The following is a 23,435-nucleotide window of genomic DNA, read 5'->3' as shown; positions in this document are numbered from 1 at the left end:
TGGCGTGTGTCATGCCAGAGTCAGAAGCAAAAAAATACCGACCCGGGGCTCAAGGTCCCAGGTCAGCTACAATTCTCTATTTGATGATCATTTTACCCTGGAGTTCCTTATGGGTCATCGTTTACTTTTTGGGGCGTTGCGCCGTAGTATGACGGCCTGTTTCCAGGTTGTTAGCGCGAGATTATGCGATTTTCCAGATTTACCATCGGATTGACTGCCAGTATAGCGTTCAGCGTTCAGGCTGCGAACGTCGACGAGTATATCAATCAGCTCCCTGCCGGGGCCAACCTCGCCCTTATGGTACAGAAGGTTGGCGCACCTGCACCCGCTATTGATTTTCATAGCCAGCAGATGGCGCTGCCCGCCAGTACCCAGAAAGTAATCACCGCGCTGGCGGCATTGATTCAGCTCGGGCCTGACTTTCGTTTTACCACCACGCTCGAGACCAAAGGCAGCGTGGAAGGCGGCGTATTGAAAGGTGACTTAGTGGCACGATTTGGTGCCGATCCGACGCTAAAACGCCAGGATATTCGCAATATGGTGGCAACCCTGAAAAAATCAGGTGTGACGCAAATTGCCGGGAATATCCTGATCGACACCTCTATTTTTGCCAGTCATGATAAAGCGCCCGGCTGGCCCTGGAACGACATGACGCAGTGTTTTAGTGCACCGCCCGCAGCGGCTATTGTCGATAGAAACTGTTTCTCGGTTTCACTCTACAGCGCGCAAAAACCCAACGATCTCGCCTTTATTCGCGTGGCATCTTATTACCCGGTCACCATGTTCAGTCAGGTGCGAACTCTCGCCCGAGGTTCTGCGGAAGCGCAATATTGTGAACTGGATGTAGTTCCCGGCGATCTCAACCGCTATACGCTGACCGGATGCCTGCCACAACGTGCCGATCCGCTGCCGCTGGCGTTCGCCATTCAGGACGGTGCCAGCTATGCCGGGGCAATTATCAAAGATGAGCTAAAACAAGCAGGTATCACCTACAGCGGTACACTGCTGCGCCAGACGTTGGTCAACGAACCAGGAACGGTGGTCGCCAGTAAACAGTCTGCGCCGCTACATGACCTGCTTAAGATTATGCTGAAAAAATCGGACAACATGATTGCCGATACCGTTTTCCGTATGATTGGTCATGCCCGATTTAACGTGCCGGGCACCTGGCGGGCGGGTTCTGACGCCGTGCGCCAGATTTTGCGTCAGCAGGCAGGCGTCGATATCGGCAACACTATTATTGCCGACGGTTCTGGCCTCTCCCGCCATAACCTGATTGCCCCAGCGACCATGATGCAGGTGCTGCAATATATCGCTCAACACGATAACGAGCTGAACTTTATCACTATGCTGCCACTGGCGGGCCACGACGGCTCTCTGCAATACCGTGCGGGTCTGCATCAGGCTGGTGTGGATGGCAAAGTATCGGCGAAGACAGGCTCGCTGCAGGGGGTTTATAACCTCGCAGGTTTCATCACCACGGCAAGCGGCCAACGCATGGCATTCGTGCAGTATTTATCTGGTTATGCGGTAGAGCCAGCTGACCAGCGTAATCGCCGTATTCCGTTGGTGCGCTTCGAGAGCCGGTTGTACAAGGATATTTATCAGAACAACTGAGTGCATTATTGCCGGATGTCGACGCTAACGCGTCTTATCCGGCCTACGATATGATGCCGTCCGTAGGCCGGATAAGCGCTAGCGCCATCCGGCGACGAGATTAACGCTTGTAGATGAACTCAACGCCTTCTTCGTCGTCTTCGTCCCAATCGTCATCCCAGTCATCTTCCGCTTCGTCTTCGACTTCAGCGAGCTGCTGGCGGTGATAATCATCCCACATGAACTCAACTTTCTCTGGCTGTTTCGCTTCTTCAGCCTGAACAATCGGGTTCTCGATGATAAAGGTCATCACATCCCAGCAGAGATCTTTCACGCCCAGCTGGCTGGCGGCAGAGATCAGGTAATATTTACCTTCCCAACCCAACGCTTCGGCGATCGCTTTCGCTTTCTCTTCCGCTTCAGCCTTGTCCATCAAATCAATTTTGTTGAACACTAACCAGCGCGGTTTAGATGCCAAATCCTGACTGTATTTTTCCAGTTCGCCAATAATGATACGGGCGTTTTCAACTGGATCAGAGCCATCAATCGGATCGATATCGATGAGGTGAAGCAGTACACGGCAACGTTCCAGGTGTTTCAGGAAGCGGATGCCCAGGCCTGCGCCTTCAGCCGCGCCTTCAATCAGTCCCGGAATGTCGGCAACCACGAAGCTCTTTTCGTTGTCCATACGCACCACGCCCAGGCTCGGCACCAGGGTGGTAAACGGATAATCAGCGACTTTCGGCTTCGCCGCGGACACCGCACGGATAAAGGTCGATTTCCCAGCGTTTGGCATGCCCAGCATACCCACGTCCGCCAGCAGCATCAGCTCCAGCATCAGATCGCGCTTATCACCCGGCGTACCCATTGTTTTCTGACGCGGAGTACGGTTAACCGAGGATTTGAAACGGGTGTTGCCCAGACCGTGCCAGCCACCTTTAGCGACCATCAGACGCTGACCGTGTTTGGTCATGTCGCCCATGGTTTCGCCCGTGCCCTGATCGATAACACGCGTACCAACAGGTACTTTAATGGTAACGTCTTTGCCACGCTTACCGGTGCAATCACGGCTCGCGCCATTCTGACCACGTTCCGCACGGAATGATTTTTCAAAACGGTAATCGATCAGCGTGTTCAGGTTTTCGTCGGCTTCCAGCCAAACGTCACCACCGTCACCACCATCACCACCGTCCGGACCGCCTTTTGGGATGTACTTTTCGCGGCGGAAGCTGACGCAACCATTACCGCCATCACCTGCAACGACCAGAATCGATGCTTCATCAACAAACTTCATTTTACTCTCCGTAAATCATTCGCCTGAGCGGGGTTGCGAAACCACCGTTTCATGCTTACGTAAACCGCCCCAAATTCGATGACCAATGGCGGAATACATCGCGCCCGCAACCACGATAAACGCACCGAGATAACCTAATAGGTTTAGCATCGGTCTGGCGAAGAAATCGGGCCAGGCCAGTGATAATAAATCTGAAAATAACAACGTAAACAGCGGTGTGAGCGTGATAAGAGCGCTCACCTGCGCCGCCTGCCAACGCGCCATTGCTTCCGCGAGAGCGCCATATCCTACCAGCGTATTCAGGCCGCAGAATATCAGGCATGCCAGCTGCCAGTCGCTGAGCTGCGTGATGACACCGGGTTTAGCCAGCGGCAACAACGCGATCGTACATAAAGTGTACAGTAAAAACAGGATCTGCGGTGATGCCAGGCGGCGCAATAACACCTTTTGCGCGACCCCATAGCTCACCCAGACCATCGCCGCACCGACACCAAAGATAACGCCCCAGGTGTAATCGGTGAGTCGGGTAAAAATTTCGATCAGGCTGGTATTAAAAAACAGGACCAGTCCGCTCAGAAGCATAATGGCGCCAATCACCTGCGTACCGCGCATCTTTTCTTTCAGGATAAAGACGCTGGCGATCATCATACCAACCGGTGACAGCTGACCGATAACCTGCGAAGCCGTTGGGCTCAAATACTGCAAGGATGAACTAAACAGAATGAAGTTACCGAACAACCCACCGGTTGCGATAGCCAGCAACACCAGCCAACGCGCTTTGCGAAAAATACGCAACGGAGGGAGCTTTTTTTTAACCGCAAGAATAGCGCCAAGGCCAACGCTTGCCATTAAAAAACGGTAGAACACCACGGTAGGAGGCTCCATCACCTCCAGCACTTGCTTCATTGCTATTGGCAAAGCGCCCCAACATACTGCCGTTGTGAGTGCTAACAGAATACCAATGCCTGCCTGCTGCTTCATGCCGTATTCCCTGCAAGGGCTCGTTTCCGGGTTGTCACGGCGCGACGAGCGTATTTACCGGCCGTCGAATGTAAAAAGCCCCGCAACGTGTTGCGGGGCTTTTATCCGTTACCGGGACGCGAAAAACTTATTCAGCAACGATGCTGATGAATTTACGGTTTTTCGGGCCTTTCACTTCAAATTTCACTTTACCGTCTGCTTTAGCAAACAGAGTGTGGTCTTTGCCGCAACCAACGTTAGAGCCAGCGTGGAATTTAGTACCACGTTGACGAACGATGATGCTACCAGCCAGAACTGTTTCACCGCCGAAGCGTTTTACGCCCAGACGTTTAGCTTCTGAATCGCGACCGTTACGAGTCGAGCCGCCAGCCTTTTTATGTGCCATTTAATCTGCTCCCCTTAACTTAAGCGCTGATGCCAGTGATTTTCACATCAGTGAACCACTGACGATGGCCCTGCTGCTTACGGTAGTGTTTACGACGACGAAACTTAACAATTTTAACTTTCTCGCCACGACCGTGAGCAACGACTTCAGCTTTGATAACGCCGCCATCAACGAAAGGAACGCCGATTTTGACTTCTTCACCGTTTGCGATCATCAGAACTTCTGCGAATTCAACAGATTCGCCAGTTGCGATGTCCAGCTTTTCCAGGCGAACGGTCTGACCTTCGCTTACTCGGTGTTGTTTACCACCACTTTGGAAAACCGCGTACATAAAAAACTCCGCTTCCGCGCACACCTTTTTGATGATTCAGAGTGCGCTATAAATATTCACAATAGGGCGCGAATATTACGCAAAACGCGAGCCTTTGACAAGTGCTACCGTCAATACATGAAGAAAAAAAACACAACACGTACGGTAACGTTTATCTACGGCGTTTTTTCAGTACAATCAGCATATATTTATAACCCTAAACCCGACGTTACCTTCCCACACAGTAAGGTAATCGGGGCGAGAAGCCCGGCTTTTGCGATGAATTTAGAAAAAATCAATGAGTTAACCGCGCAAGATATGGCGGGGGTCAATGCGACAATCCTTGAACAGCTCAATTCCGACGTTCAGTTGATCAATCAACTGGGGTACTACATCGTTAGCGGCGGCGGAAAACGCATTCGCCCAATGATCGCCGTCCTCGCCGCGCGGGCCGTTGGTTACCAGGAAAATGCGCACGTTACGATTGCGGCCCTCATCGAGTTTATCCACACAGCGACCCTGCTGCACGACGATGTTGTGGATGAGTCAGACATGCGCCGTGGGAAAGCTACGGCAAATGCGGCGTTTGGTAATGCGGCCAGCGTGCTGGTTGGCGATTTTATCTATACCCGTGCATTTCAGATGATGACCAGCCTTGGCTCGTTGAAAGTGCTGGAAGTCATGTCGAAAGCAGTCAACGTCATTGCCGAAGGCGAAGTCTTGCAGTTGATGAACGTCAACGACCCGGACATCACCGAAGAAAACTATATGCGCGTCATCTACAGTAAGACCGCGCGTTTGTTTGAAGCGGCAGCCCAATGTTCAGGTATTCTGGCTGGCTGTAGCGAAGAACAAGAAAAAGGGTTGCAGGATTATGGCCGTTATCTCGGTACCGCTTTCCAGTTAATTGACGATTTGCTGGATTACAGCGCAGATGGCGAGCAGCTGGGTAAAAACGTCGGTGATGACCTCAACGAGGGTAAACCAACGCTGCCACTGTTGCATGCCATGCGCCACGGCACCCCAGAACAAGCGCTAATGATCCGCCAGGCCATTGAGCAAGGTAATGGTCGTCACCTTCTGGAACCGGTTCTGGAAGCGATGAACGCCTGTGGGTCTCTGGAATGGACCCGTCAGCGGGCAGAAGAAGAGGCTGATAAAGCCATCGCTGCGCTTCAGGTGCTGCCCGATACGCCGTGGAGAGAAGCGCTGATTGGTCTGGCACATATCGCCGTGCAGCGCGACCGTTAATTCCCTACAGCATCCTCCCTCATCCCGTGCCCTGCACGGGATTTTCTTATAAGTTCCAGTAAGAATTTACCCCCTCCAGATAATCACGCAGAACCTTGGCATATTCTGAATATACACACACTTTACATGAACATTTTAGAACATTCGTTCTTCGGGCGTTATAGTGTCGGCACAACCGATCGTGAAACCGTAAGCCGTTAACCAAAGGAGAGATGAATTGATGGAAAGCAAGCTGATTGACTGGCATCCGGCCGACATCATCGCCGGACTGCGCAAGAAAGGGACCTCAATGGCCGCTGAATCACGTAAAAATGGATTGAGTTCATCAACGCTGGCCAATGCGTTAACGAGACCATGGCCAAAAGGTGAGTTGATTATCGCCCGGGCACTGGGAACTGACCCCTGGGTGATTTGGCCGTCACGCTATCACGATGCCAAAACGCATGAGTTCATCGACAGAACGCGGATGATGAGGAGTCGCAGAGAGAAAAAGAATCCGGAATGAACATTGAGCTGTAACCCCCGGCCAACTGAACTGGGGGTTACAAGAGACGTTGACGATTATTCGCCTTTCACGCGCTCAATGTTTGCGCCCAGCGCACGCAGTTTATCTTCGATGCGCTCATAGCCGCGATCGATGTGATAAATACGGTCGACTACCGTCGTACCTTCAGCAATACACCCTGCCAGCACCAGGCTTGCAGATGCGCGCAGATCGGTCGCCATAACCTGTGCGCCAGAGAGCGTTTCCACGCCGTGGCAAATCACGGTATTGCTTTCGATTTCTGCGTGAGCGCCCATACGGCTCAGCTCAGGCACGTGCATAAAGCGGTTCTCAAACACGGTTTCCGTGATGAAGCCGGTCCCTTCTGCCACCAGGTTCAGCAATGTAAACTGGGCCTGCATGTCGGTAGGGAATGCCGGATGCGGTGCAGTACGCACATTGACCGCTTTCGGACGTTTACCGTGCATATCAAGGCTGATCCAATCATCACCCACTTCAATATCCGCACCCGCATCACGCAGCTTCGCCAGAACGGCATCCAGCGTGTCCGGCTGTGCATTACGGCAGATAATCTTGCCGCGAGAAATTGCCGCCGCCACCAGGAAGGTACCGGTTTCGATACGATCTGGCAGAACGCGATAAACACCACCGCCAAGACGCTCAACGCCTTCGATGGTAATACGATCGGTGCCCTGACCCGTGATCTTCGCGCCCAGCGCAATCAGGAAGTTCGCGGTATCCACAATCTCCGGCTCGCGCGCAGCGTTTTCGATGATGGTGGTGCCTTCGGCAAGCGTTGCTGCGCACATGATGGTGACCGTCGCGCCGACGCTCACTTTGTCCATGACGATATGCGCGCCTTTCAGACGGCCATCAACGGACGCCTTCACATAGCCTTCTTCCAGCTTAATTGTCGCGCCTAACTGCTCCAGACCGGTAATGTGCAGGTCAACCGGACGCGCGCCAATGGTACAGCCACCCGGCAGTGAAACCTGGCCCTGACCAAAGCGGGCAACCAGCGGCCCGAGCGCCCAAATGGATGCACGCATGGTTTTCACCAAATCGTACGGCGCACAGAAGACGTTCACATCACGCGCATCGATGTGCACAGAACCATTACGCTCAACTTTCGCACCCAGCTGGCTCAGCAGCTTCATTGATGTGTCGACGTCCTTCAGTTTCGGGACGTTTTGGATCTCTACAGGTTCTTCAGCCAGCAGCGCCGCAAACAGGATCGGCAGTGCGGCGTTTTTAGCGCCTGAAATTGTGACTTCGCCCTGGAGCTTAGTTGGCCCCTGAACACGAAATTTATCCATTATTCTGTTCTCTGTTAAGAATTTATCTTCGCTACCGGCACATCACCCGTAGCTCAAAAACCGTTAAGTTTGCGATCGCGCGCCCATTCCGCTGGGGTAAACGCCTTAATCGACACGGCATGAATGCGGTTGTCCGCAATGTACTCCATCAACGGGCCATAGACCGATTGCTGCTTCTTGACCCGGCTCATGCCTTCAAACATCTCACCCACGGCAATAACCTGAAAGTGACTGCCGTCGCCAGAAACGTGGACTTCCTGGAGGGAGAGTGCATTCATCAGCACGCTCTGAATTTCATTATTTTCCATGGGCTCTTCATTCGTCAGATAGTGAAAACAGCCCAACATCTTAGAGCAAAGTGGCGCTGTCATAAATAAGCAAAAAGCCTCGCTGATAAATCAGACAAGGCTTTAGTGGCAGATCCCCCTCAGGGGTTTTGCCGGATAGCGGCACAAGACCTTATCCGGCCTGGAAAAATTAACGCGGAAGGACGTCGTCAGGCAGATTGTAAAGCTGCGCCAGCGTGTACACTTTATCGTTAACACCAGTGAGCGAAACGCTGTTTCCCTGCTGCTTGCCCTGATTAATCAGATGCAACAGTAACGCCAGACCGCCGGTATCTACCCGGGATACCTGGTTCAGGTCGATGCAGGATACTCCTTTCATCGCCTCAACTCGTGCATCCCATAATGGGTTTAACACGTCCTGATCCAGCTCCCCCACCAGCACCAGCTTGTCACCTTCACGCGACCAGGTGAGTGACTGCGTCATTATTTTTTCTCTTCCAGAGTGATTTTCTGCTGAGCAATAGATTTCAGCTGCGCCGTCAGGCCATCAATACCTTTGGTACGCAGCAGATCGCTCCACTCATTTTGTTTGGTGGTGATCATACTTACGCCTTCAGCAATCATGTCATAAGCCTGCCAGTTACCGGTCTGGGAGTTTTTACGCCACTGGAAATCCAAACGTACCGGAGGACGACCGTTTGGATCGATGATGGTTACGCGGATAGGCACGATGGTCGCATCACCCAGCGGTTGCTCTGGTGCAATTTCATAAGTCTGGCCATGGTACATCGCCAGAGCCTGGCCGTAGGCCTGCTTCAGATATTCACGAAATGCGGCAAAATAGGCTTCACGCTGAGCAGGGGTCGCATCTTTGTAGTAGCGCCCCAGTACCAGCGCACCCGCATATTTAACCTGCACGTATGGCAACAGTTCCTGATCGACAACCTGACGCAGGTAATCCGGGTTTGCGCGGATTTTAGGCTGTTCATTCTTCAGACGGTCAAATGTTTTCTGCGCCGCCTCATTCATCTGTTTGTACGGGTTCGTTTGGTCGGCTGCAGTTGCTGCGCTAAGCGGGGCAATCACCAGCATAGCCACCATCATCAATCGTTTAAACATACGTCGATTCTCCTGAGATTATTTCGTTGCGCCCGCAGGCGTAGTGGCTTCATTATTGCCGTCAGTTGCGGCTGGCGCATCGCCAGAATTCTTATTGTCATCACCTTTACTGTTGCTGTTGTAAAGGAACTGACCAATCATATCTTCCAGCACCATCGCGGATTTCGTGTCCTGAATCGTACCGCCATCTTTGAGGATAGACGTTCCCAGCTCAGGATCTTCAAAACCCACATTCAATGCCAGATACTGTTCGCCCAGCAGACCGGAAGTACGGATGCTCAGAGAACTGGTGTCAGGAATATGGTTAAAACGCGATTCGATTTCCAGCGTCACACGCGGCAGGTACGTTTTCGGATCTAACGAGATGTCCGATACGCGTCCAACTACCACCCCGCCAATCCGCACCGGAGAACGCTCTCTCAGGCCGCCGATATTATCAAAGGTCGCATAAATCGTGTAAGTCGGCTCAGTACGCATTGAGGTAACGTTCGCCGCCTTCAGGCAAACAAACAGCGCTGCCAGCAGCGCAACCAGCAGGAATAACCCGACCCAAATTTCATTTTTTTTCGTTTGCATGAACTCAATTCCCAAACATCAGTGCGGTCAGCACAAAATCCAGCCCCAGAACGGCAAGAGAGGCGTGCACAACGGTGCGTGTCGTTGCCCGGCTAATCCCGGCAGAGGTCGGGATCGCATCATAACCATTGAACAATGCAATCCAGGTGACCGTAATGGCGAACACCACGCTCTTAATCAGACAGTTAACCAGGTCCAGACGCCAGTCGACGGCATTTTGCATAGCCGACCAGAAGAAGCCTGCATCAATACCCTTCCAGCTTACGCCAACCAGTGAACCACCCCAGATACCCACTGCGACAAAAATAATCGTCAGCAGCGGCAATGAAATGACGCCAGCCCAAAAACGTGGGGAAATCACCCGGCGCAGTGGATCGACGGCCATCATCTCCAGACTGGAAAGCTGTTCGGTCGCCCGCATCAGGCCAATTTCTGCGGTTAAGGCCGACCCGGCCCGCCCGGCAAACAGCAGCGCCGCAACAACCGGTCCCAACTCACGTAACAATGACAGTGCCACCAGCATACCGAGGCTGGTTTCCGCGCTGTAGGTCGTCAGCACCAGGTATCCCTGCAACCCCAGCACCATACCGATGAACACGCCAGAAACAATAATGATCAGCATCGATAAGACACCGACATTATAGAGCTGGCGGATCAGCAGCGGCGCATGTTTGCGAAACTCCGGCTTGCCGACAACCGCATTGAACAACATTAATCCGGCTCGCCCGAACGTCCTGAGGGTTTTTATTCCCCGATGTCCGAGTGATGCCAGCGCATTTAACAACATGGGTGGCTTAACTCCCTGTTTTGAGTAAATCGATGTGGTAGTCGCCCGCCGGGTAACGGAACGGAACCGGTCCATCGGCAATGCCGTCCAGGAACTGGCGTACGCGCGGATCGGCATTTTCTTGTAGTGCCTGAGCACTACCGTAGGCCACTATTTTTTTGTCCGCCATTATATAGGCGTAATCCGCAATACTCAGTACCTCAGGCACATCATGGGATACCACCACACAGGTGACGCCCAGCGCGCTGTTCAGTTCTGAAATCAGCTTCACCAGAACGCCCATGGTGATGGGATCCTGGCCGACGAACGGCTCATCAAACATGATGAGGTCTGGCTCCAGCGCGATAGCACGTGCTAACGCGGCGCGACGCGCCATCCCACCGGATAATTCAGAAGGCATTAATTTGGCCGCACCCCGCAGGCCGACGGCCTCGAGCTTCATCATCACCGTGCTCTTCAGCAACGGCGCTGGCAACGTCGTATGCTCGCGCAGAGGGTACGCGACGTTGTCAAACACATTCATGTCGGTAAATAGCGCACCAGACTGAAACAGCATACTCATGCGCTTACGCACGGTAAATAAACGCGAACGAGACATGGCCGGGACGTTCTCACCGTCAAACAGGATCTCGCCCTTATCCGGGGGGATCTGTCCGCCAATCAGACGCAACAGCGTCGTTTTGCCGATGCCTGATGGCCCCATGATCGCCGTCACCTTACCGCGCGGTACCGTCAGGGAAATATTATCAAAGATGCAGCGGTCACCCCGGGAAAAGCTGACATCGCGCATATCGACTAGATTCGCCACAGACTGCCCCATTGATTCATCCTTTACTATTGCCTCGTTGATCGAAGAGTTTGGCGCTCAATTTAGCCATGAACTCAACATATTTACAGATTATTGCCTGTCCTGGTTAGCGAAAGCTGGCATTTGTTTTACTTTTTAGCCGCATAAAGTCAAAATTAAGACTTCGTTACGGCTTCCAGAAGATCCTTCAAGTGGACCGGCGAGTATACCTGAAGAAAGGACTTTAGATGCTTTTAGCGACGGCGCTGTTAATAATTGGTTTACTTCTGGTGGTCTACGGTGCCGACCGTCTGGTATTTGCTGCATCCATTTTATGTCGAAACTTCGGTATTCCTCCCATTATCATCGGAATGACCGTGGTCAGCATGGGTACGTCGTTACCCGAGATAATTGTCTCCGTTGCCGCATCGATGAATGGGCAACTCGATCTGGCTGTCGGGACCGCTATAGGTTCTAACATCACCAACATTCTGCTTATTTTAGGCCTGTCGGCGCTGATTCATCCTTTTACCGTGCATTCTGATGTTCTGCGTCGTGAATTACCGCTAATGTTGCTGGTAAGTATTTTAGCTGCATCCGTCCTGTATGACGGGCAGTTAAGCCGCAGCGACGGTTTCTTTCTTCTGCTTCTGGCCGTGCTATGGCTGCTATTCATTGTTAAAATCGCCCGTCTGGCCGAGCGACAAGGCAATGACAGCCTGACACGTGAGCAGATAGCTGAGCTGCCGCGCGAAGGCGGATTACCGGTCGCATTTTTGTGGTTGGGCATTGCGCTGATTATCATGCCAATGGCAACACGTATGGTGGTGGACAACGCGACCGTACTGGCGAACTATTTCGCCATGAGCGAACTTACTATCGGGCTGACAGTGGTCGCCATTGGTACCAGCCTGCCGGAGCTGGCAACAGCGATTGCGGGTCTGCGTAAAGGTGAAAATGATATTGCCGTCGGTAACATTATCGGCGCAAACATTTTTAATATCGTTATCGTCCTCGGGCTACCGGCGCTGATTACGCCGGGTGAAGTCAATCCGATGGCCTTCACCCGTGACTATAGCGTCATGCTGCTGGTGAGCGTGATTTTTGCACTACTCTGCTGGCGACGTCCGCGCCAGATTGGTCGCGGCGCAGGTGCGCTGCTGACCGGCGGTTTTATCATATGGCTGGCGATGCTGTATTGGTTATCGCCACTTCTCGTTGGATAACTGGAAACGCATTATGTCGCACTTAGAGTTGCAACCGGGTTTTGACTTTCAGCAAGCAGGCAAGGAAGTCCTGGCAATTGAACGTGAAGGCCTGGCGGAGCTTGATCAGTACATCAACCAAAATTTTACCCTCGCATGCGAGAAAATATTCAGCTGCCCGGGCAAAGTGGTGGTGATGGGAATGGGGAAATCCGGCCATATTGGGCGGAAAATGGCAGCCACATTTGCCAGCACCGGCACCCCCTCATTTTTTGTACACCCAGGCGAAGCCGCACATGGCGATCTGGGTATGGTCTCGCCGCAGGATGTGGTCATCGCCATCTCTAACTCCGGTGAATCCAATGAGATAGCGGCGCTGATCCCGGTATTAAAACGTCTTCATGTACCGCTTATCTGCATGACCGGTCGTCCTGAAAGCAGTATGGCGCGTGCGGCAGATGTGCATCTGTGTGTTAAAGTGCCCAAGGAAGCTTGTCCGTTAGGCCTGGCGCCGACCAGCAGTACGACAGCAACACTGGTGATGGGCGATGCCCTAGCGGTGGCATTATTAAAAGCGCGCGGCTTTACCGCGGAAGATTTTGCGTTGTCTCATCCCGGTGGCGCACTGGGCCGTAAGCTTTTACTGCGCGTTAACGATATTATGCATACGGGCGACGAGATCCCGCATGTGACCAAAAACGCCAGCCTGCGTGACGCCTTAATTGAGATCACGCGTAAAAATCTCGGCATGACCGTCATTTGCGATGATGCCATGAAGATTGACGGTATTTTCACCGATGGCGATTTACGTCGTGTCTTCGATATGGGCGTTGATGTACGCCAGTTAGGCATTGCCGATGTGATGACCCCTGGAGGCATTCGCGTGCGTCCGGGTATTCTTGCCGTCGATGCCCTGAACTTAATGCAGTCCCGCCATATCACCTCGGTAATGGTTGCTGATGGCGACCAGTTACTCGGTGTGTTACATATGCATGATCTGCTGCGTGCAGGTGTAGTGTAAGAAACTCAAGGATAACGAAAATGAGTAAAGCAGGTGCGTCGCTTGCGACCTGTTATGGACCCGTCAGCGCAGACGTTATCACCCGGGCAGAAAACATCCGTTTGCTGATCCTGGATGTGGATGGCGTACTGTCTGATGGTCTGATTTATATGGGCAACAACGGTGAAGAGCTGAAGGCTTTTAACGTCCGTGATGGTTACGGAATTCGCTGTGCGCTCACTTCCGGTATTGAGGTTGCCATTATTACCGGACGAAAGGCTAAACTTGTAGAAGATCGCTGTGCCACTTTGGGGATCACCCACCTGTATCAGGGGCAGTCAGACAAACTGGTTGCCTTTGGCGATCTCCTTAGCAAACTGTCGATCGCGCCGGAGAATGTCGCCTACGTTGGCGATGACCTGATCGACTGGCCGGTGATGGCTAAAGTGGGATTAAGCGTCGCGGTGGCAGATGCCCACCCTTTGCTGATCCCGCGAGCCGATTATGTCACCCGCATTGATGGTGGACGTGGCGCTGTGCGTGAAGTCTGCGATTTATTACTCCTGGCGCAGGGCAAACTGGACGAGGCCAAAGGGCAATCGATATGAGCAAAACCAGACGTTGGGTTATCATTCTACTGTCGCTGGCTGTCCTTGTGATGATTGGTATTAATCTGGCAGACAAAGATGACACCACTCAGGTCGTCGTCAATAACAACGAGCCAACCTATAAGAGCGAACATACTGATACCGTCGTGTATAGTCCGGAAGGCGCGCTGAGCTATCACTTGATCGCACAACACGTTGAATATTATTCGGAACAAGCGGTTTCGTGGTTTACTCAACCGGTATTAACCACGTTTGATAAGGATAAAGTACCGACCTGGACGATCAAGGCCGATAAAGCCAAATTGACCAACGATCGGATGCTGTATCTGTACGGCCATGTTGAGGTTAACGCCCTGGTGCCTGACTCTCAACTACGCAGAATTACGACCGATAACGCGCAGATTAACCTGGTGACACAAGACGTCACTTCCGATGATCTGGTGACGTTGTATGGCACAACATTTAACTCCAGCGGACTGAAGATGCGCGGCAACTTACGCAGCAAGAACGCCGAGCTGATTGAAAAGGTTAGAACCTCATATGAAATCCAAAACAAACAAACTCAGCCTTAATCTTGTACTTGCCAGCTCACTTCTGGCCGCCAGCATTCCGGCATTTGCCGTCACCGGCGATACCGAGCAGCCGATTCACATTGAATCGGACCAGCAGTCCCTGGATATGCAGGGCAACGTGGTGACGTTTACTGGCAACGTGATTGTGACTCAGGGCACCATCAAAATTAACGCCGATAAAGTCGTCGTGACCCGTCCTGGCGGTGAAGACGGCAAAGAAGTGATTGATGGCTATGGCAATCCAGCGACGTTTTACCAGATGCAGGACAACGGTAAACCGGTTAAAGGCCACGCCTCTCAGATGCACTATGAACTGGCGAAAGACTTTGTCGTTCTCACCGGCAAGGCGTATCTGGAACAGCTCGATAGCAACATCACGGGCGATAAGATCACTTATCTGGTAAAAGAGCAGAAAATGCAGGCCTTCAGCGATAAAGGCAAACGCGTCACCACCGTTCTGGTTCCGTCGCAGTTGCAGGACAAAAACAAGGCTCCGGCAGAGAAAAAAGGTAACTGATTCGTTATGGCAACATTAACTGCAAAGAACCTTGCAAAAGCCTATAAAGGCCGTCGTGTGGTTGAAGATGTCAGTCTGACCGTCAACTCCGGGGAGATCGTCGGTCTGCTCGGTCCTAACGGTGCAGGCAAGACAACAACCTTTTACATGGTAGTCGGCATTGTCCCGCGCGATGCGGGCAACATTATCATTGATGACGAAGACATCAGTCTGCTGCCTCTGCATGCGCGCGCGCGTCGCGGCATCGGCTACTTACCGCAGGAAGCGTCTATTTTCCGTCGCCTGAGCGTGTTTGATAACCTGATGGCGGTGCTGCAAATTCGTGACGATCTGACCAGCGAGCAGCGGGAAGATCGCGCCAACGAGCTGATGGAAGAATTCCACATCGAGCACCTGCGTGACAGCTTAGGTCAGTCGCTCTCCGGTGGTGAACGACGCCGCGTGGAGATCGCTCGCGCACTGGCCGCTAATCCGAAATTTATCCTGCTGGATGAACCGTTTGCCGGTGTTGACCCGATTTCTGTTATTGATATTAAACGGATCATCGAACACCTGCGCGACAGCGGCCTTGGCGTGCTGATTACCGACCATAACGTCCGCGAAACGCTGGCAGTGTGTGAGCGCGCCTATATCGTAAGTCAGGGGCACCTGATCGCGCACGGCACGCCAACAGAAATACTGCAGGATGAGCACGTTAAGCGCGTATACCTTGGGGAAGACTTCAGACTCTGATAGGGTAGAAGACTTCACGTCACTGCAGGAGAAAACAACTCTGAACATGAAGCAAGGTTTGCAACTCAGGCTTAGCCAACAACTGGCGATGACGCCTCAGCTACAACAGGCTATCCGTCTGTTGCAGCTGTCCACGCTGGAACTTCAGCAAGAACTTCAGCAAGCGCTGGAAAGTAACCCACTGCTCGAGCAAACCGATCTTCACGACGAAATTGATACCCAGGAAAAACAGGACAGCGAAACCCTCGACACCGCAGATGCTCTCGAACAAAAAGAGATGCCTGAGGAGTTGCCGCTTGACGCCAGTTGGGATGAAATTTACACCGCCGGGACGCCTTCGGGCACCAGCGGAGATTACATCGACGACGAACTGCCTGTGTATCAGGGTGAGACCACGCAATCACTACAGGATTACCTGATGTGGCAAGTGGAACTGACCCCGTTCTCGGATACCGATCGCGCCATTGCGACATCCATTGTAGATGCGGTAGACGAAACCGGTTATCTCACCGTGACCCTGGACGATATTCTCGAAAGCATGGGCGATGACGACGTCGGTATGGACGAAATCGAAGCCGTGCTTAAACGCGTTCAGCGCTTTGATCCCGTTGGCGTAGCCGCCAAAGATCTCCGTGACTGCTTACTGATCCAACTTTCGCAGTTTGATAAAGCCACGCCGTGGCTGGAAGAAGCGCGCCTGATCATCAGCGATCACCTCGATCTGTTAGCCAACCATGACTTCCGCTCCCTGATGCGCGTGACCCGGCTGAAAGAAGACGTGCTGAAAGAAGCCGTCAATCTTATTCAGTCGCTGGATCCAAGACCTGGGCAATCGATCCAGACCGGCGAGCCGGAGTACGTCATTCCGGATGTGCTGGTGCGTAAGCATAACGATCGCTGGGTGGTCGAACTCAACGGCGACAGCATTCCGCGCTTACAGATTAACCAGCACTACGCCGCCATGTGCAATAGCGCGCGTAACGATGCCGACAGCCAGTTTATTCGTAGCAATCTGCAAGATGCGAAGTGGCTGATTAAAAGCCTGGAAAGCCGCAATGATACGTTGCTGCGCGTCAGCCGCTGCATCGTTGAGCAGCAGCAAGCTTTCTTTGAGCAAGGCGAAGAGTTTATGAAACCGATGGTGCTGGCGGATATCGCCCAGGCCGTCGAGATGCACGAATCGACCATTTCCCGTGTGACCACGCAAAAGTATCTGCACAGTCCGCGCGGCATTTTTGAATTGAAGTATTTCTTTTCCAGTCACGTTAACACTGAAGGCGGAGGTGAAGCCTCATCCACAGCTATCCGTGCGCTGGTGAAGAAATTAATTGCTGCGGAAAACCCCGCGAAACCGCTGAGTGACAGCAAGTTAACCTCTATGCTGTCAGAACAGGGTATCATGGTGGCGCGCCGCACCGTTGCGAAGTACCGAGAGTCTTTATCCATTCCGCCGTCTAACCAGCGCAAACAGCTGGTGTGACCCAACCGATAAGGAAGACACTATGCAGCTCAACATCACTGGAAACAACGTCGAAATCACCGAAGCCCTGCGCGATTTTGTGAATACAAAATTTGCCAAGCTCGAACAATATTTCGACCGGATTAATCAGGTCTATATTGTGTTGAAAGTGGAGAAGGTTACACATATCTCGGATGCAACACTGCATGTGAACGGTGGCGAAATTCATGCCAGCGCGGAAGGTCAGGATATGTACGCCGCCATTGACGGTTTAATTGATAAACTGGCTCGGCAGTTAACAAAACATAAAGATAAACTGAAACAGCACTAACTTGTCCGGGCAGTTAGCGGGTGCAGGACGGCCTGTTGTGTAGCACAACGGGCCATTTGTACAGTTAGCGCTTAGGTGAAATTATGACAAATAACGATACGACTCTACAACTGAGCACTGTTCTTAACCAGGAATGTACACGCGCAGGCGTTCATTGCCAAAGCAAGAAACGCGCACTGGAAATCATCAGCGAACTTGCGGCAAAACAGCTTAGCTTGCCTTCTCAGGTGGTATTTGAAGCCATTCTGACGCGTGAAAAAATGGGCAGTACCGGCATCGGTAATGGTATTGCTATCCCGCACGGAAAGCTGGAAGAAGACACGATGCGCGCGGTTGGTGTGTTTGTTCAACTCGAAACACCTATCGCCTTCGACGCCATTGATAATCAACCTGTCGATCTGCTTTTCGCCCTGCTGGTCCCGGCAGACCAAACCAAGACGCATTTGCATACGTTGTCACTGGTCGCAAAACGTCTGGCAGATAAAACCATCTGTCGTCGTCTGCGCGCCGCGCAGAGTGACCAGGAGTTGTATCAAATCATCACGGACACCGAAGGTGGACAGGATGAAGCATAACAACCCAATGGCATCCTTTTTTGTCGTTGTGAGGAGAAACAGTACATGGTACTGATGATCGTCAGCGGCCGTTCAGGGTCAGGTAAATCTGTCGCCCTGCGTGCGCTGGAAGATATGGGTTTTTACTGCGTGGATAACCTTCCCGTAGTGCTGTTGCCCGATCTGGCTCGTACACTGGCCGATCGCCAGATTTCTGCGGCCGTCAGCATTGATGTGCGCAACATGCCTGAGTCCCCGGAAATTTTTGAGCAGGCAATGAATAATCTGCCCGAGGGTTTCTCACCACAGCTGCTGTTCCTTGATGCAGACCGTAACACGCTGATTCGTCGCTACAGCGACACGCGCCGTTTACACCCGCTCTCCAGCAAGAACTTGTCTCTGGAAAGCGCTATCGATAAGGAAAGCGATTTGCTGGAGCCTCTGCGCTCTCGCGCTGACCTGATCGTTGATACCTCCGAAATGTCCGTACACGAACTGGCAGAAATGTTACGTACCCGACTGCTGGGTAAACGTGAACGTGAATTGACGATGGTATTCGAATCCTTTGGTTTCAAACACGGTATCCCGATTGATGCGGATTACGTCTTTGACGTGCGCTTCCTGCCTAACCCACACTGGGATCCGAAGCTGCGCCCAATGACCGGTCTTGACCGCCCTGTCGCCGCATTCCTCGACAGGCACACAGAAGTACACAATTTTATTTACCAGACTCGCAGCTATCTTGAGCTATGGTTACCCATGCTGGAGACCAACAACCGTAGCTACCTTACCGTAGCCATCGGCTGTACCGGCGGGAAACACCGTTCGGTGTATATTGCTGAGCAGTTGGCAGACTACTTCCGCTCACGCGGTAAAAACGTGCAGTCACGCCATCGTACGCTGGAAAAACGTAAATCATGACCGTGAAGCAAACCGTTGAAATCACCAATAAGCTGGGCATGCATGCCCGCCCAGCGATGAAACTGTTTGAATTGATGCAGGGTTTCGAAGCAGAAGTTTTGCTGCGTAATGATGAAGGAACGGAAGCCGAGGCCAACAGCGTTATCGCTCTGCTGATGCTGGATTCAGCCAAAGGGCGTCAGATAGAAGTCGAAGCCACGGGACCACAGGAAGTAGAAGCCCTGGCCGCAGTGATTGCCCTGTTTAATTCAGGGTTTGATGAAGATTAATCGAGTACACAGAACGTAGCCAGTAGGCCGGATAAGGCGTTTACACCGCATCCGGCAATAACTACGCTAATACAGCTTATTTTCCCGCATAAACGACTCACCACCTAACTGGCGCATTTGGCGCATAATCCAGGCCTGGCGGTTACGCACATAACCAGAAGGCGCATTCGCCTTAAAACGCAAAGGATTGGGCAATACTGCTGCCAGCAAGGCCGCTTCAGACAGGCTCAACCGACTGGCCGGTTTATGAAAATACCGTTGCGCCGCCGCCTCCACGCCAAATATCCCATCGCCAAACTCGGCGATATTCAAATAGACGGTCAGAATACGTTTTTTACTCCAGACGGTTTCCATACCCAGCGTTAGCCCGGCTTCAAGGCCCTTACGCACCCAGCTACGTCCATCCCACAGAAAGAGGTTTTTCGCCGTCTGTTGCGATAACGTTGACGCCCCGCGAATGCGGTTTTCATTGCGTTCATTGTGCGCCAGCGCTTTCTCTATGGCGGTGACGTCAAACCCCCAGTGGTCTGGAAACTTCTGGTCCTCCGCAGCAATCACCGCCAGTCCCATCCACGGTGAGATCTCATCCATGCTCACCCAGTCCGAGTGCGCCACATAGCCGAAATCACCGGACAGCCATGCGCCCAGCTGTCGCTCGACCATTACCGCCGAGAAAGGCACAGGCATCACGCTGAAAAGTGCGATGCCCCCGCCCCAGAATACGGCGAGGACAACCACCACCCGCAGAAAAATACGTCGCAGAAAGGCGGTTACTCCTTTTCTCATTCAGTCAGCACCAGCACACGCGATACCAGTTTATCGATGCCACTCGCAGCCTGAGCGATGTCCTGCGCCAGCATATAGGCAGGCGTGGTGACGATTTTGTTGTCTTCATCGACGACAATATCATCAACCGGACAAGGCACATGCTCAGCGCCCATCTCTTCCAGCAACTCTGCCGTGTCGATATCAGTGCCGATGGTCAGACGCAGCGGGAAGTCAAAAATTTTAGGTAACATGGCAGGCGCAATGCACATAAACCCCAACGGCTTACCCGCCTGATGAATGGCCACCGCCAGCGCGGCTAAATCGCTGTCAACCCGGCATTCGCTGCCCTGACTGGCAAAATTGCTCAGATTTTTGGCCGCACCAAACCCACCCGGCACGATCAACGCATCCAGTTCCGATGAGACTGCCTGCGCAAGTGGGCGAATATCACCACGTGTGATACGCGCGGCTTCAATCAGCACATTGCGAGTTTCCAGCATCGGCTCGCCGGTCAGATGATTAATCACATCCGCTTGTTGTTTATCTGGTGCGAAACAGACAGCCTGAGCGCCGTTGCGGGCAATCGCCAGAAGCGTGAGAACAGTTTCATGGATCTCTGCACCGTCATACACGCCGCATCCGCTGAGCACTACACCCACTTTTTTCATCGCAATACTCCTTTCTCAACTGGCTGAAACATATTAGTTATTATGATTTAAATGCTACGCTTCACACATTTAACTGATTCATGTAACAAATTATTTAAGATTTGCTATCTTAACTGCGTGCGGCCTGAAAATTAGGGCTGCGCCCTTGTAAACAATGATAATAATTTACGGCGCAGCCACGATTTCCCTGGTGTTGGCGCAGTATTCGCGCACCCCGGTCAAGCCGGGGTCATTTTTTTTCCACGCTCGCCACCCAGGCTTTTAATACTGCCACGTCGTGCTGCCACTCCTGCTTCATCTCTTCAATCCATTCAGCAACGTTATCTTCCCAGGCAGGAAGATCCGGCGACTGGATTTGCTGACCTAGCTGTTGCAGGTGACGCAGCCCCACTGAACCTGCTGCGCCTTTAATTTTATGGCCTTCCTCAACAACACCTTTTTTATCCCGTGCCGTCAGGTTGGACTCCAGCACGCTCAAATATCCCGGCATCATCTTCTCAAATACCGCCAGCCCGTCGGTAATTAACTTCGGTCCCACCAGCTCGAGGTATTGTTCCAACATAGGAATATCTAACAGCGCTTGCGATTTACTGCTTTCTTCAGATGTCACAGTGCTCTCCTCTTCGTTTCGGGTATCCCAGTATTTTTTGATCATGGCGGTTAGCGCCGGAACCGACAGCGGCTTACTCAGCACGTCGTCCATGCCTGCGTCCAGATACTCTTTTTTATCTTTCAGTACGTTGGCGGTGAGTGCAACCAGCGGTGGCAGATCTTCACGGGCGTATTTTTGCGTGAGCTCCCGCGAGATATCCAGACCGGTCATATCCGGTAGCTGAATATCCAGCAGCACCAGGTCATATTCACCCGGCGTAAACATTTCCAGCGCGGCTTTCCCGGTCATCGCGACATCCACGCTGTTGCCTAATTTTTCCAGCACGGAGCGCGCAACAATAACGTTCAGCTCAATGTCTTCTACCAGCAGCACATTCAGGGCTGGCAGCGGCATTTCATCGTCTTCAAAAGCATCTTCAATCTCTTCCGCTACCGCGGGGGCATGCACGGTTAGCGTAAAGATGGACCCTTTTCCTGCCTGGCTGGAAACCGTAATATCACCGCCCATGTTTTTCGCCAGACGCTTCGACACGGCCAAACCAATCCCTGTCCCCGTTGCCGGTTTACCGCCGTTGCTGTCCTTCACCTGATAATACATAGCGAAGATTTTATCCTGCTCATCCTGCGGAATGCCGATGCCGGAATCTTCAACTTCGAAATGCAGCATATTCCCCTGGTCATAGCGCGCCCGCACGGTCACCTGCCCCTGCTGGGTAAACTTCACGGCGTTGCTGATCAGATTCCACAGGATCTGACGCAGACGCGTTCCGTCGGTAATGACCTTATGCGGCAGCGGTAACGTCGGCTCAAGCACAAAGCGCAGCCCTTTTTGCTGCGCCTGTAGGCCAGAGAGGTTTTCCAGATCCGCCATAAAGCTGGTGAAATCGATTGGCTGGTTATCGAGCTGGACTTTACGTCGCTCCATCTTATCCATATCGATAATATCGTTGAATATATTCCCCAGCGTCACAGCAGAGACGTGGATTGTTTTCAGGTATTTTTCCTGCTCCGCGGTTAGATCCGTATCCAGCAGGATCCGGCTTAAGCCGACAATGCCGTTAAGCGGGGTGCGCAGCTCGTGGCTGATGGTAGAAATAAAGGTGGTCTTATCGCGGCTGGCGCGCTCAAGCGCGTCCTGATAACGCTTACGCTCGGTAATATCGCGCCCAAAGCCCATCAGACCATGTCGTTTACCTACGCGGTCATAGTAAGGCACTTTGCGAATTTCAAAGCAGGCTTTGCGCCCGTCCGGGTAGTCCAGCCACTGTTCGTAGGTGAGCGAAACATTATGGCGGAACACCTTCTCGTCGGTCTCAATCACCTTTTCAGCCGCTTCAGGAGAGTAAACGTCAGCCGGTTTTAAGTTCACCAGCTGCTTTTCGCTTTTGCCAGTCAGCAGCTCCATGGCACGGTTACAGCCGGAAAACTCCTTATCTTCATTGCGATAAAAAACCAGATCCGGCGAGGCATCAAGGAAAGAGCGTAAAAAGGAAGACTGTTGCTCAAGCTGGATCTGCGCCTCTTCGCGCTCTTTGATTTCAACCTTCAGTTGCTCGAATGTTTCCTGGCGCTCTGCTTCGGCTTTTTCACGCTCAACAATTTCCTGATTGAGCTGGGCAATATTATCTTTCAGCTGCACATTGAGCTTGAGATCGCGCTCGCGCATCTCTTCCAGCTTTTGTACCAGTCGTGACAGGCGTTGCCGGGACTCCTCAAGTTGCTCCACCACCACAGACAAGAAATAGACGGCCCAGGGGGTAATTAACAGACCAAAAAAGATAGAACGGATGACATCAATGCTTTCTACCTGGCCATGCAGCACCATGGTGACAGCCATCTGCACCACAATTGCCAACACGACCAGAGCCAGCGCCAACAGCAGCGAAAAGCGCACCAGACCTAACTTCATCATCAGGTCGACGTAATATTGCGCCAGCATACGGATTTGCTTCATAGAGGGTTCCTTCACGACAACTTGGCACAATAATACTCAATTCTCAGCGTGACGTTGAAGATTGTGCAAGA

The 23,435-nt window shown here is 52.4% G+C and carries 28 protein-coding genes; 14 read left to right on the top strand and 14 right to left on the bottom strand.

Translation table 11 applies throughout. From position 1 onward, the window contains the following. Nucleotides 1-183 precede the first annotated feature (183 nt). Nucleotides 184-1,617, top strand: coding sequence for a serine-type D-Ala-D-Ala carboxypeptidase (gene dacB / locus OGY13_RS07040; protein WP_079934954.1), 1,434 nt, complete (start codon nt 184-186; stop codon nt 1,615-1,617). 100 nt (nt 1,618-1,717) lie between these two features. On the opposite strand, the gene cgtA is transcribed toward dacB, so the two are convergent. The 4 genes from cgtA to rplU form a co-directional block, all read right to left on the bottom strand. Beyond that, on the bottom strand, nt 1,718-2,890 hold the full coding sequence (cgtA, locus tag OGY13_RS07035; RefSeq protein ID WP_003828732.1) for an Obg family GTPase CgtA: 1,173 nt from the start codon (nt 2,888-2,890) through the stop codon (nt 1,718-1,720). A 15-nt stretch (nt 2,891-2,905) separates the two neighbouring features. Continuing rightward, nucleotides 2,906-3,871, bottom strand: a complete 966-nt coding sequence (locus OGY13_RS07030; protein ID WP_008785922.1) for a DMT family transporter — start codon at nt 3,869-3,871, stop codon at nt 2,906-2,908. Between the two features lie 127 nt (nt 3,872-3,998). Further along, a complete protein-coding gene (rpmA, locus tag OGY13_RS07025) occupies nt 3,999-4,256 on the bottom strand; it encodes a 50S ribosomal protein L27 (RefSeq protein ID WP_003025030.1) in 258 nt (85 codons plus the stop codon). A gap of 19 nt (nt 4,257-4,275) precedes the next feature. Next, nucleotides 4,276-4,587 (bottom strand): 50S ribosomal protein L21, encoded by a 312-nt coding sequence (rplU, locus tag OGY13_RS07020; RefSeq protein ID WP_003025032.1) that lies wholly within the window; start codon nt 4,585-4,587, stop codon nt 4,276-4,278. A 258-nt stretch (nt 4,588-4,845) separates the two neighbouring features. Here rplU and ispB point away from each other — a divergent pair, with 258 nt between their 5' ends. Together ispB and sfsB are read left to right on the top strand one after the other, a co-directional pair. Beyond that, nucleotides 4,846-5,817, top strand: a complete 972-nt coding sequence (ispB, locus tag OGY13_RS07015) for an octaprenyl diphosphate synthase (protein ID WP_003839953.1) — start codon at nt 4,846-4,848, stop codon at nt 5,815-5,817. A 220-nt stretch (nt 5,818-6,037) separates the two neighbouring features. Next, nucleotides 6,038-6,322 carry a DNA-binding transcriptional regulator SfsB gene (gene sfsB / locus OGY13_RS07010; RefSeq protein ID WP_003025035.1) on the top strand — a complete coding sequence of 95 codons (285 nt, stop codon included), beginning with the start codon at nt 6,038-6,040 and terminating at the stop codon, nt 6,320-6,322. A gap of 56 nt (nt 6,323-6,378) precedes the next feature. On the opposite strand, the gene murA is transcribed toward sfsB, so the two are convergent. From murA to mlaF, 7 genes are all read right to left on the bottom strand, one after another. Beyond that, a complete protein-coding gene (gene murA, locus OGY13_RS07005; RefSeq protein ID WP_003839949.1) occupies nt 6,379-7,638 on the bottom strand; it encodes a UDP-N-acetylglucosamine 1-carboxyvinyltransferase in 1,260 nt (419 codons plus the stop codon). Between the two features lie 53 nt (nt 7,639-7,691). Next, nucleotides 7,692-7,946, bottom strand: coding sequence for a BolA family iron metabolism protein IbaG (ibaG, locus tag OGY13_RS07000; protein WP_003025040.1), 255 nt, complete (start codon nt 7,944-7,946; stop codon nt 7,692-7,694). Between the two features lie 169 nt (nt 7,947-8,115). After that, on the bottom strand, nt 8,116-8,409 hold the full coding sequence (gene mlaB, locus OGY13_RS06995) for a lipid asymmetry maintenance protein MlaB (RefSeq protein WP_048236850.1): 294 nt from the start codon (nt 8,407-8,409) through the stop codon (nt 8,116-8,118). After that, nucleotides 8,409-9,044, bottom strand: coding sequence for a phospholipid-binding protein MlaC (mlaC, locus tag OGY13_RS06990; RefSeq protein WP_008785928.1), 636 nt, complete (start codon nt 9,042-9,044; stop codon nt 8,409-8,411). The genes mlaB and mlaC overlap by 1 nt, the downstream gene beginning before the upstream one ends. Before the next feature lie 18 nt (nt 9,045-9,062). Continuing rightward, nucleotides 9,063-9,620, bottom strand: coding sequence for an outer membrane lipid asymmetry maintenance protein MlaD (gene mlaD, locus OGY13_RS06985; RefSeq protein ID WP_003828747.1), 558 nt, complete (start codon nt 9,618-9,620; stop codon nt 9,063-9,065). Between the two features lie 4 nt (nt 9,621-9,624). Further along, complete coding sequence (gene mlaE / locus OGY13_RS06980) at nt 9,625-10,407, bottom strand: lipid asymmetry maintenance ABC transporter permease subunit MlaE (protein WP_003025053.1); 783 nt, start codon at nt 10,405-10,407, stop codon at nt 9,625-9,627. 7 nt (nt 10,408-10,414) lie between these two features. Then, nucleotides 10,415-11,227 carry a phospholipid ABC transporter ATP-binding protein MlaF gene (gene mlaF / locus OGY13_RS06975; RefSeq protein ID WP_003828749.1) on the bottom strand — a complete coding sequence of 271 codons (813 nt, stop codon included), beginning with the start codon at nt 11,225-11,227 and terminating at the stop codon, nt 10,415-10,417. Between the two features lie 215 nt (nt 11,228-11,442). Here mlaF and OGY13_RS06970 point away from each other — a divergent pair, with 215 nt between their 5' ends. The 11 genes from OGY13_RS06970 (at nt 11,443) to npr (ending at nt 19,362) form a co-directional block, all read left to right on the top strand. Then, nucleotides 11,443-12,420, top strand: coding sequence for a calcium/sodium antiporter (locus OGY13_RS06970; RefSeq protein ID WP_003828751.1), 978 nt, complete (start codon nt 11,443-11,445; stop codon nt 12,418-12,420). A gap of 13 nt (nt 12,421-12,433) precedes the next feature. Further along, a complete protein-coding gene (gene kdsD, locus OGY13_RS06965; protein WP_003025063.1) occupies nt 12,434-13,420 on the top strand; it encodes an arabinose-5-phosphate isomerase KdsD in 987 nt (328 codons plus the stop codon). Nucleotides 13,421-13,440: 20 nt separating this feature from the next. Next, nucleotides 13,441-14,007 (top strand): 3-deoxy-manno-octulosonate-8-phosphatase KdsC, encoded by a 567-nt coding sequence (kdsC, locus tag OGY13_RS06960; RefSeq protein ID WP_103014946.1) that lies wholly within the window; start codon nt 13,441-13,443, stop codon nt 14,005-14,007. Next, complete coding sequence (gene lptC, locus OGY13_RS06955; RefSeq protein WP_008785932.1) at nt 14,004-14,579, top strand: LPS export ABC transporter periplasmic protein LptC; 576 nt, start codon at nt 14,004-14,006, stop codon at nt 14,577-14,579. The genes kdsC and lptC overlap by 4 nt, the downstream gene beginning before the upstream one ends. Continuing rightward, a complete protein-coding gene (lptA, locus tag OGY13_RS06950; protein WP_003828759.1) occupies nt 14,548-15,096 on the top strand; it encodes a lipopolysaccharide ABC transporter substrate-binding protein LptA in 549 nt (182 codons plus the stop codon). The genes lptC and lptA overlap by 32 nt, the downstream gene beginning before the upstream one ends. A 6-nt stretch (nt 15,097-15,102) precedes the next feature. Next, on the top strand, nt 15,103-15,828 hold the full coding sequence (lptB, locus tag OGY13_RS06945) for an LPS export ABC transporter ATP-binding protein (protein WP_003828761.1): 726 nt from the start codon (nt 15,103-15,105) through the stop codon (nt 15,826-15,828). 46 nt (nt 15,829-15,874) lie between these two features. After that, a complete protein-coding gene (rpoN, locus tag OGY13_RS06940) occupies nt 15,875-17,308 on the top strand; it encodes an RNA polymerase factor sigma-54 (protein WP_213752435.1) in 1,434 nt (477 codons plus the stop codon). Between the two features lie 22 nt (nt 17,309-17,330). After that, on the top strand, nt 17,331-17,618 hold the full coding sequence (gene hpf / locus OGY13_RS06935; protein WP_003025078.1) for a ribosome hibernation promoting factor: 288 nt from the start codon (nt 17,331-17,333) through the stop codon (nt 17,616-17,618). A gap of 83 nt (nt 17,619-17,701) precedes the next feature. After that, nucleotides 17,702-18,193, top strand: a complete 492-nt coding sequence (gene ptsN / locus OGY13_RS06930; protein WP_003025083.1) for a PTS IIA-like nitrogen regulatory protein PtsN — start codon at nt 17,702-17,704, stop codon at nt 18,191-18,193. Nucleotides 18,194-18,238: 45 nt separating this feature from the next. Next, nucleotides 18,239-19,093: an RNase adapter RapZ gene (rapZ, locus tag OGY13_RS06925; protein ID WP_003025085.1), complete on the top strand. Its 855-nt coding sequence runs from the start codon at nt 18,239-18,241 to the stop codon at nt 19,091-19,093. Beyond that, nucleotides 19,090-19,362: a PTS phosphocarrier protein NPr gene (gene npr, locus OGY13_RS06920; RefSeq protein WP_003828770.1), complete on the top strand. Its 273-nt coding sequence runs from the start codon at nt 19,090-19,092 to the stop codon at nt 19,360-19,362. The genes rapZ and npr overlap by 4 nt, the downstream gene beginning before the upstream one ends. A 66-nt stretch (nt 19,363-19,428) precedes the next feature. Here the strand turns inward: npr and mtgA are convergent, their stop codons facing one another. The 3 genes from mtgA to arcB form a co-directional block, all read right to left on the bottom strand. Then, complete coding sequence (gene mtgA, locus OGY13_RS06915; RefSeq protein ID WP_003828772.1) at nt 19,429-20,148, bottom strand: monofunctional biosynthetic peptidoglycan transglycosylase; 720 nt, start codon at nt 20,146-20,148, stop codon at nt 19,429-19,431. After that, nucleotides 20,145-20,798, bottom strand: coding sequence for an isoprenoid biosynthesis glyoxalase ElbB (gene elbB, locus OGY13_RS06910; protein WP_213752423.1), 654 nt, complete (start codon nt 20,796-20,798; stop codon nt 20,145-20,147). The genes mtgA and elbB overlap by 4 nt, the downstream gene beginning before the upstream one ends. 229 nt (nt 20,799-21,027) lie before the next feature. Continuing rightward, complete coding sequence (gene arcB, locus OGY13_RS06905; protein ID WP_020996355.1) at nt 21,028-23,364, bottom strand: aerobic respiration two-component sensor histidine kinase ArcB; 2,337 nt, start codon at nt 23,362-23,364, stop codon at nt 21,028-21,030. Nucleotides 23,365-23,435: the final 71 nt, after the last annotated feature.

The sequence above is a fragment of the Citrobacter sp. Cpo045 genome (genome assembly GCF_030332875.1).
GTDB lineage: Bacteria > Pseudomonadota > Gammaproteobacteria > Enterobacterales > Enterobacteriaceae > Citrobacter > Citrobacter portucalensis.
The sequence above is the reverse complement of the archived record's forward strand: the minus strand, read 5'-3'. Positions and strand labels throughout refer to the sequence as shown.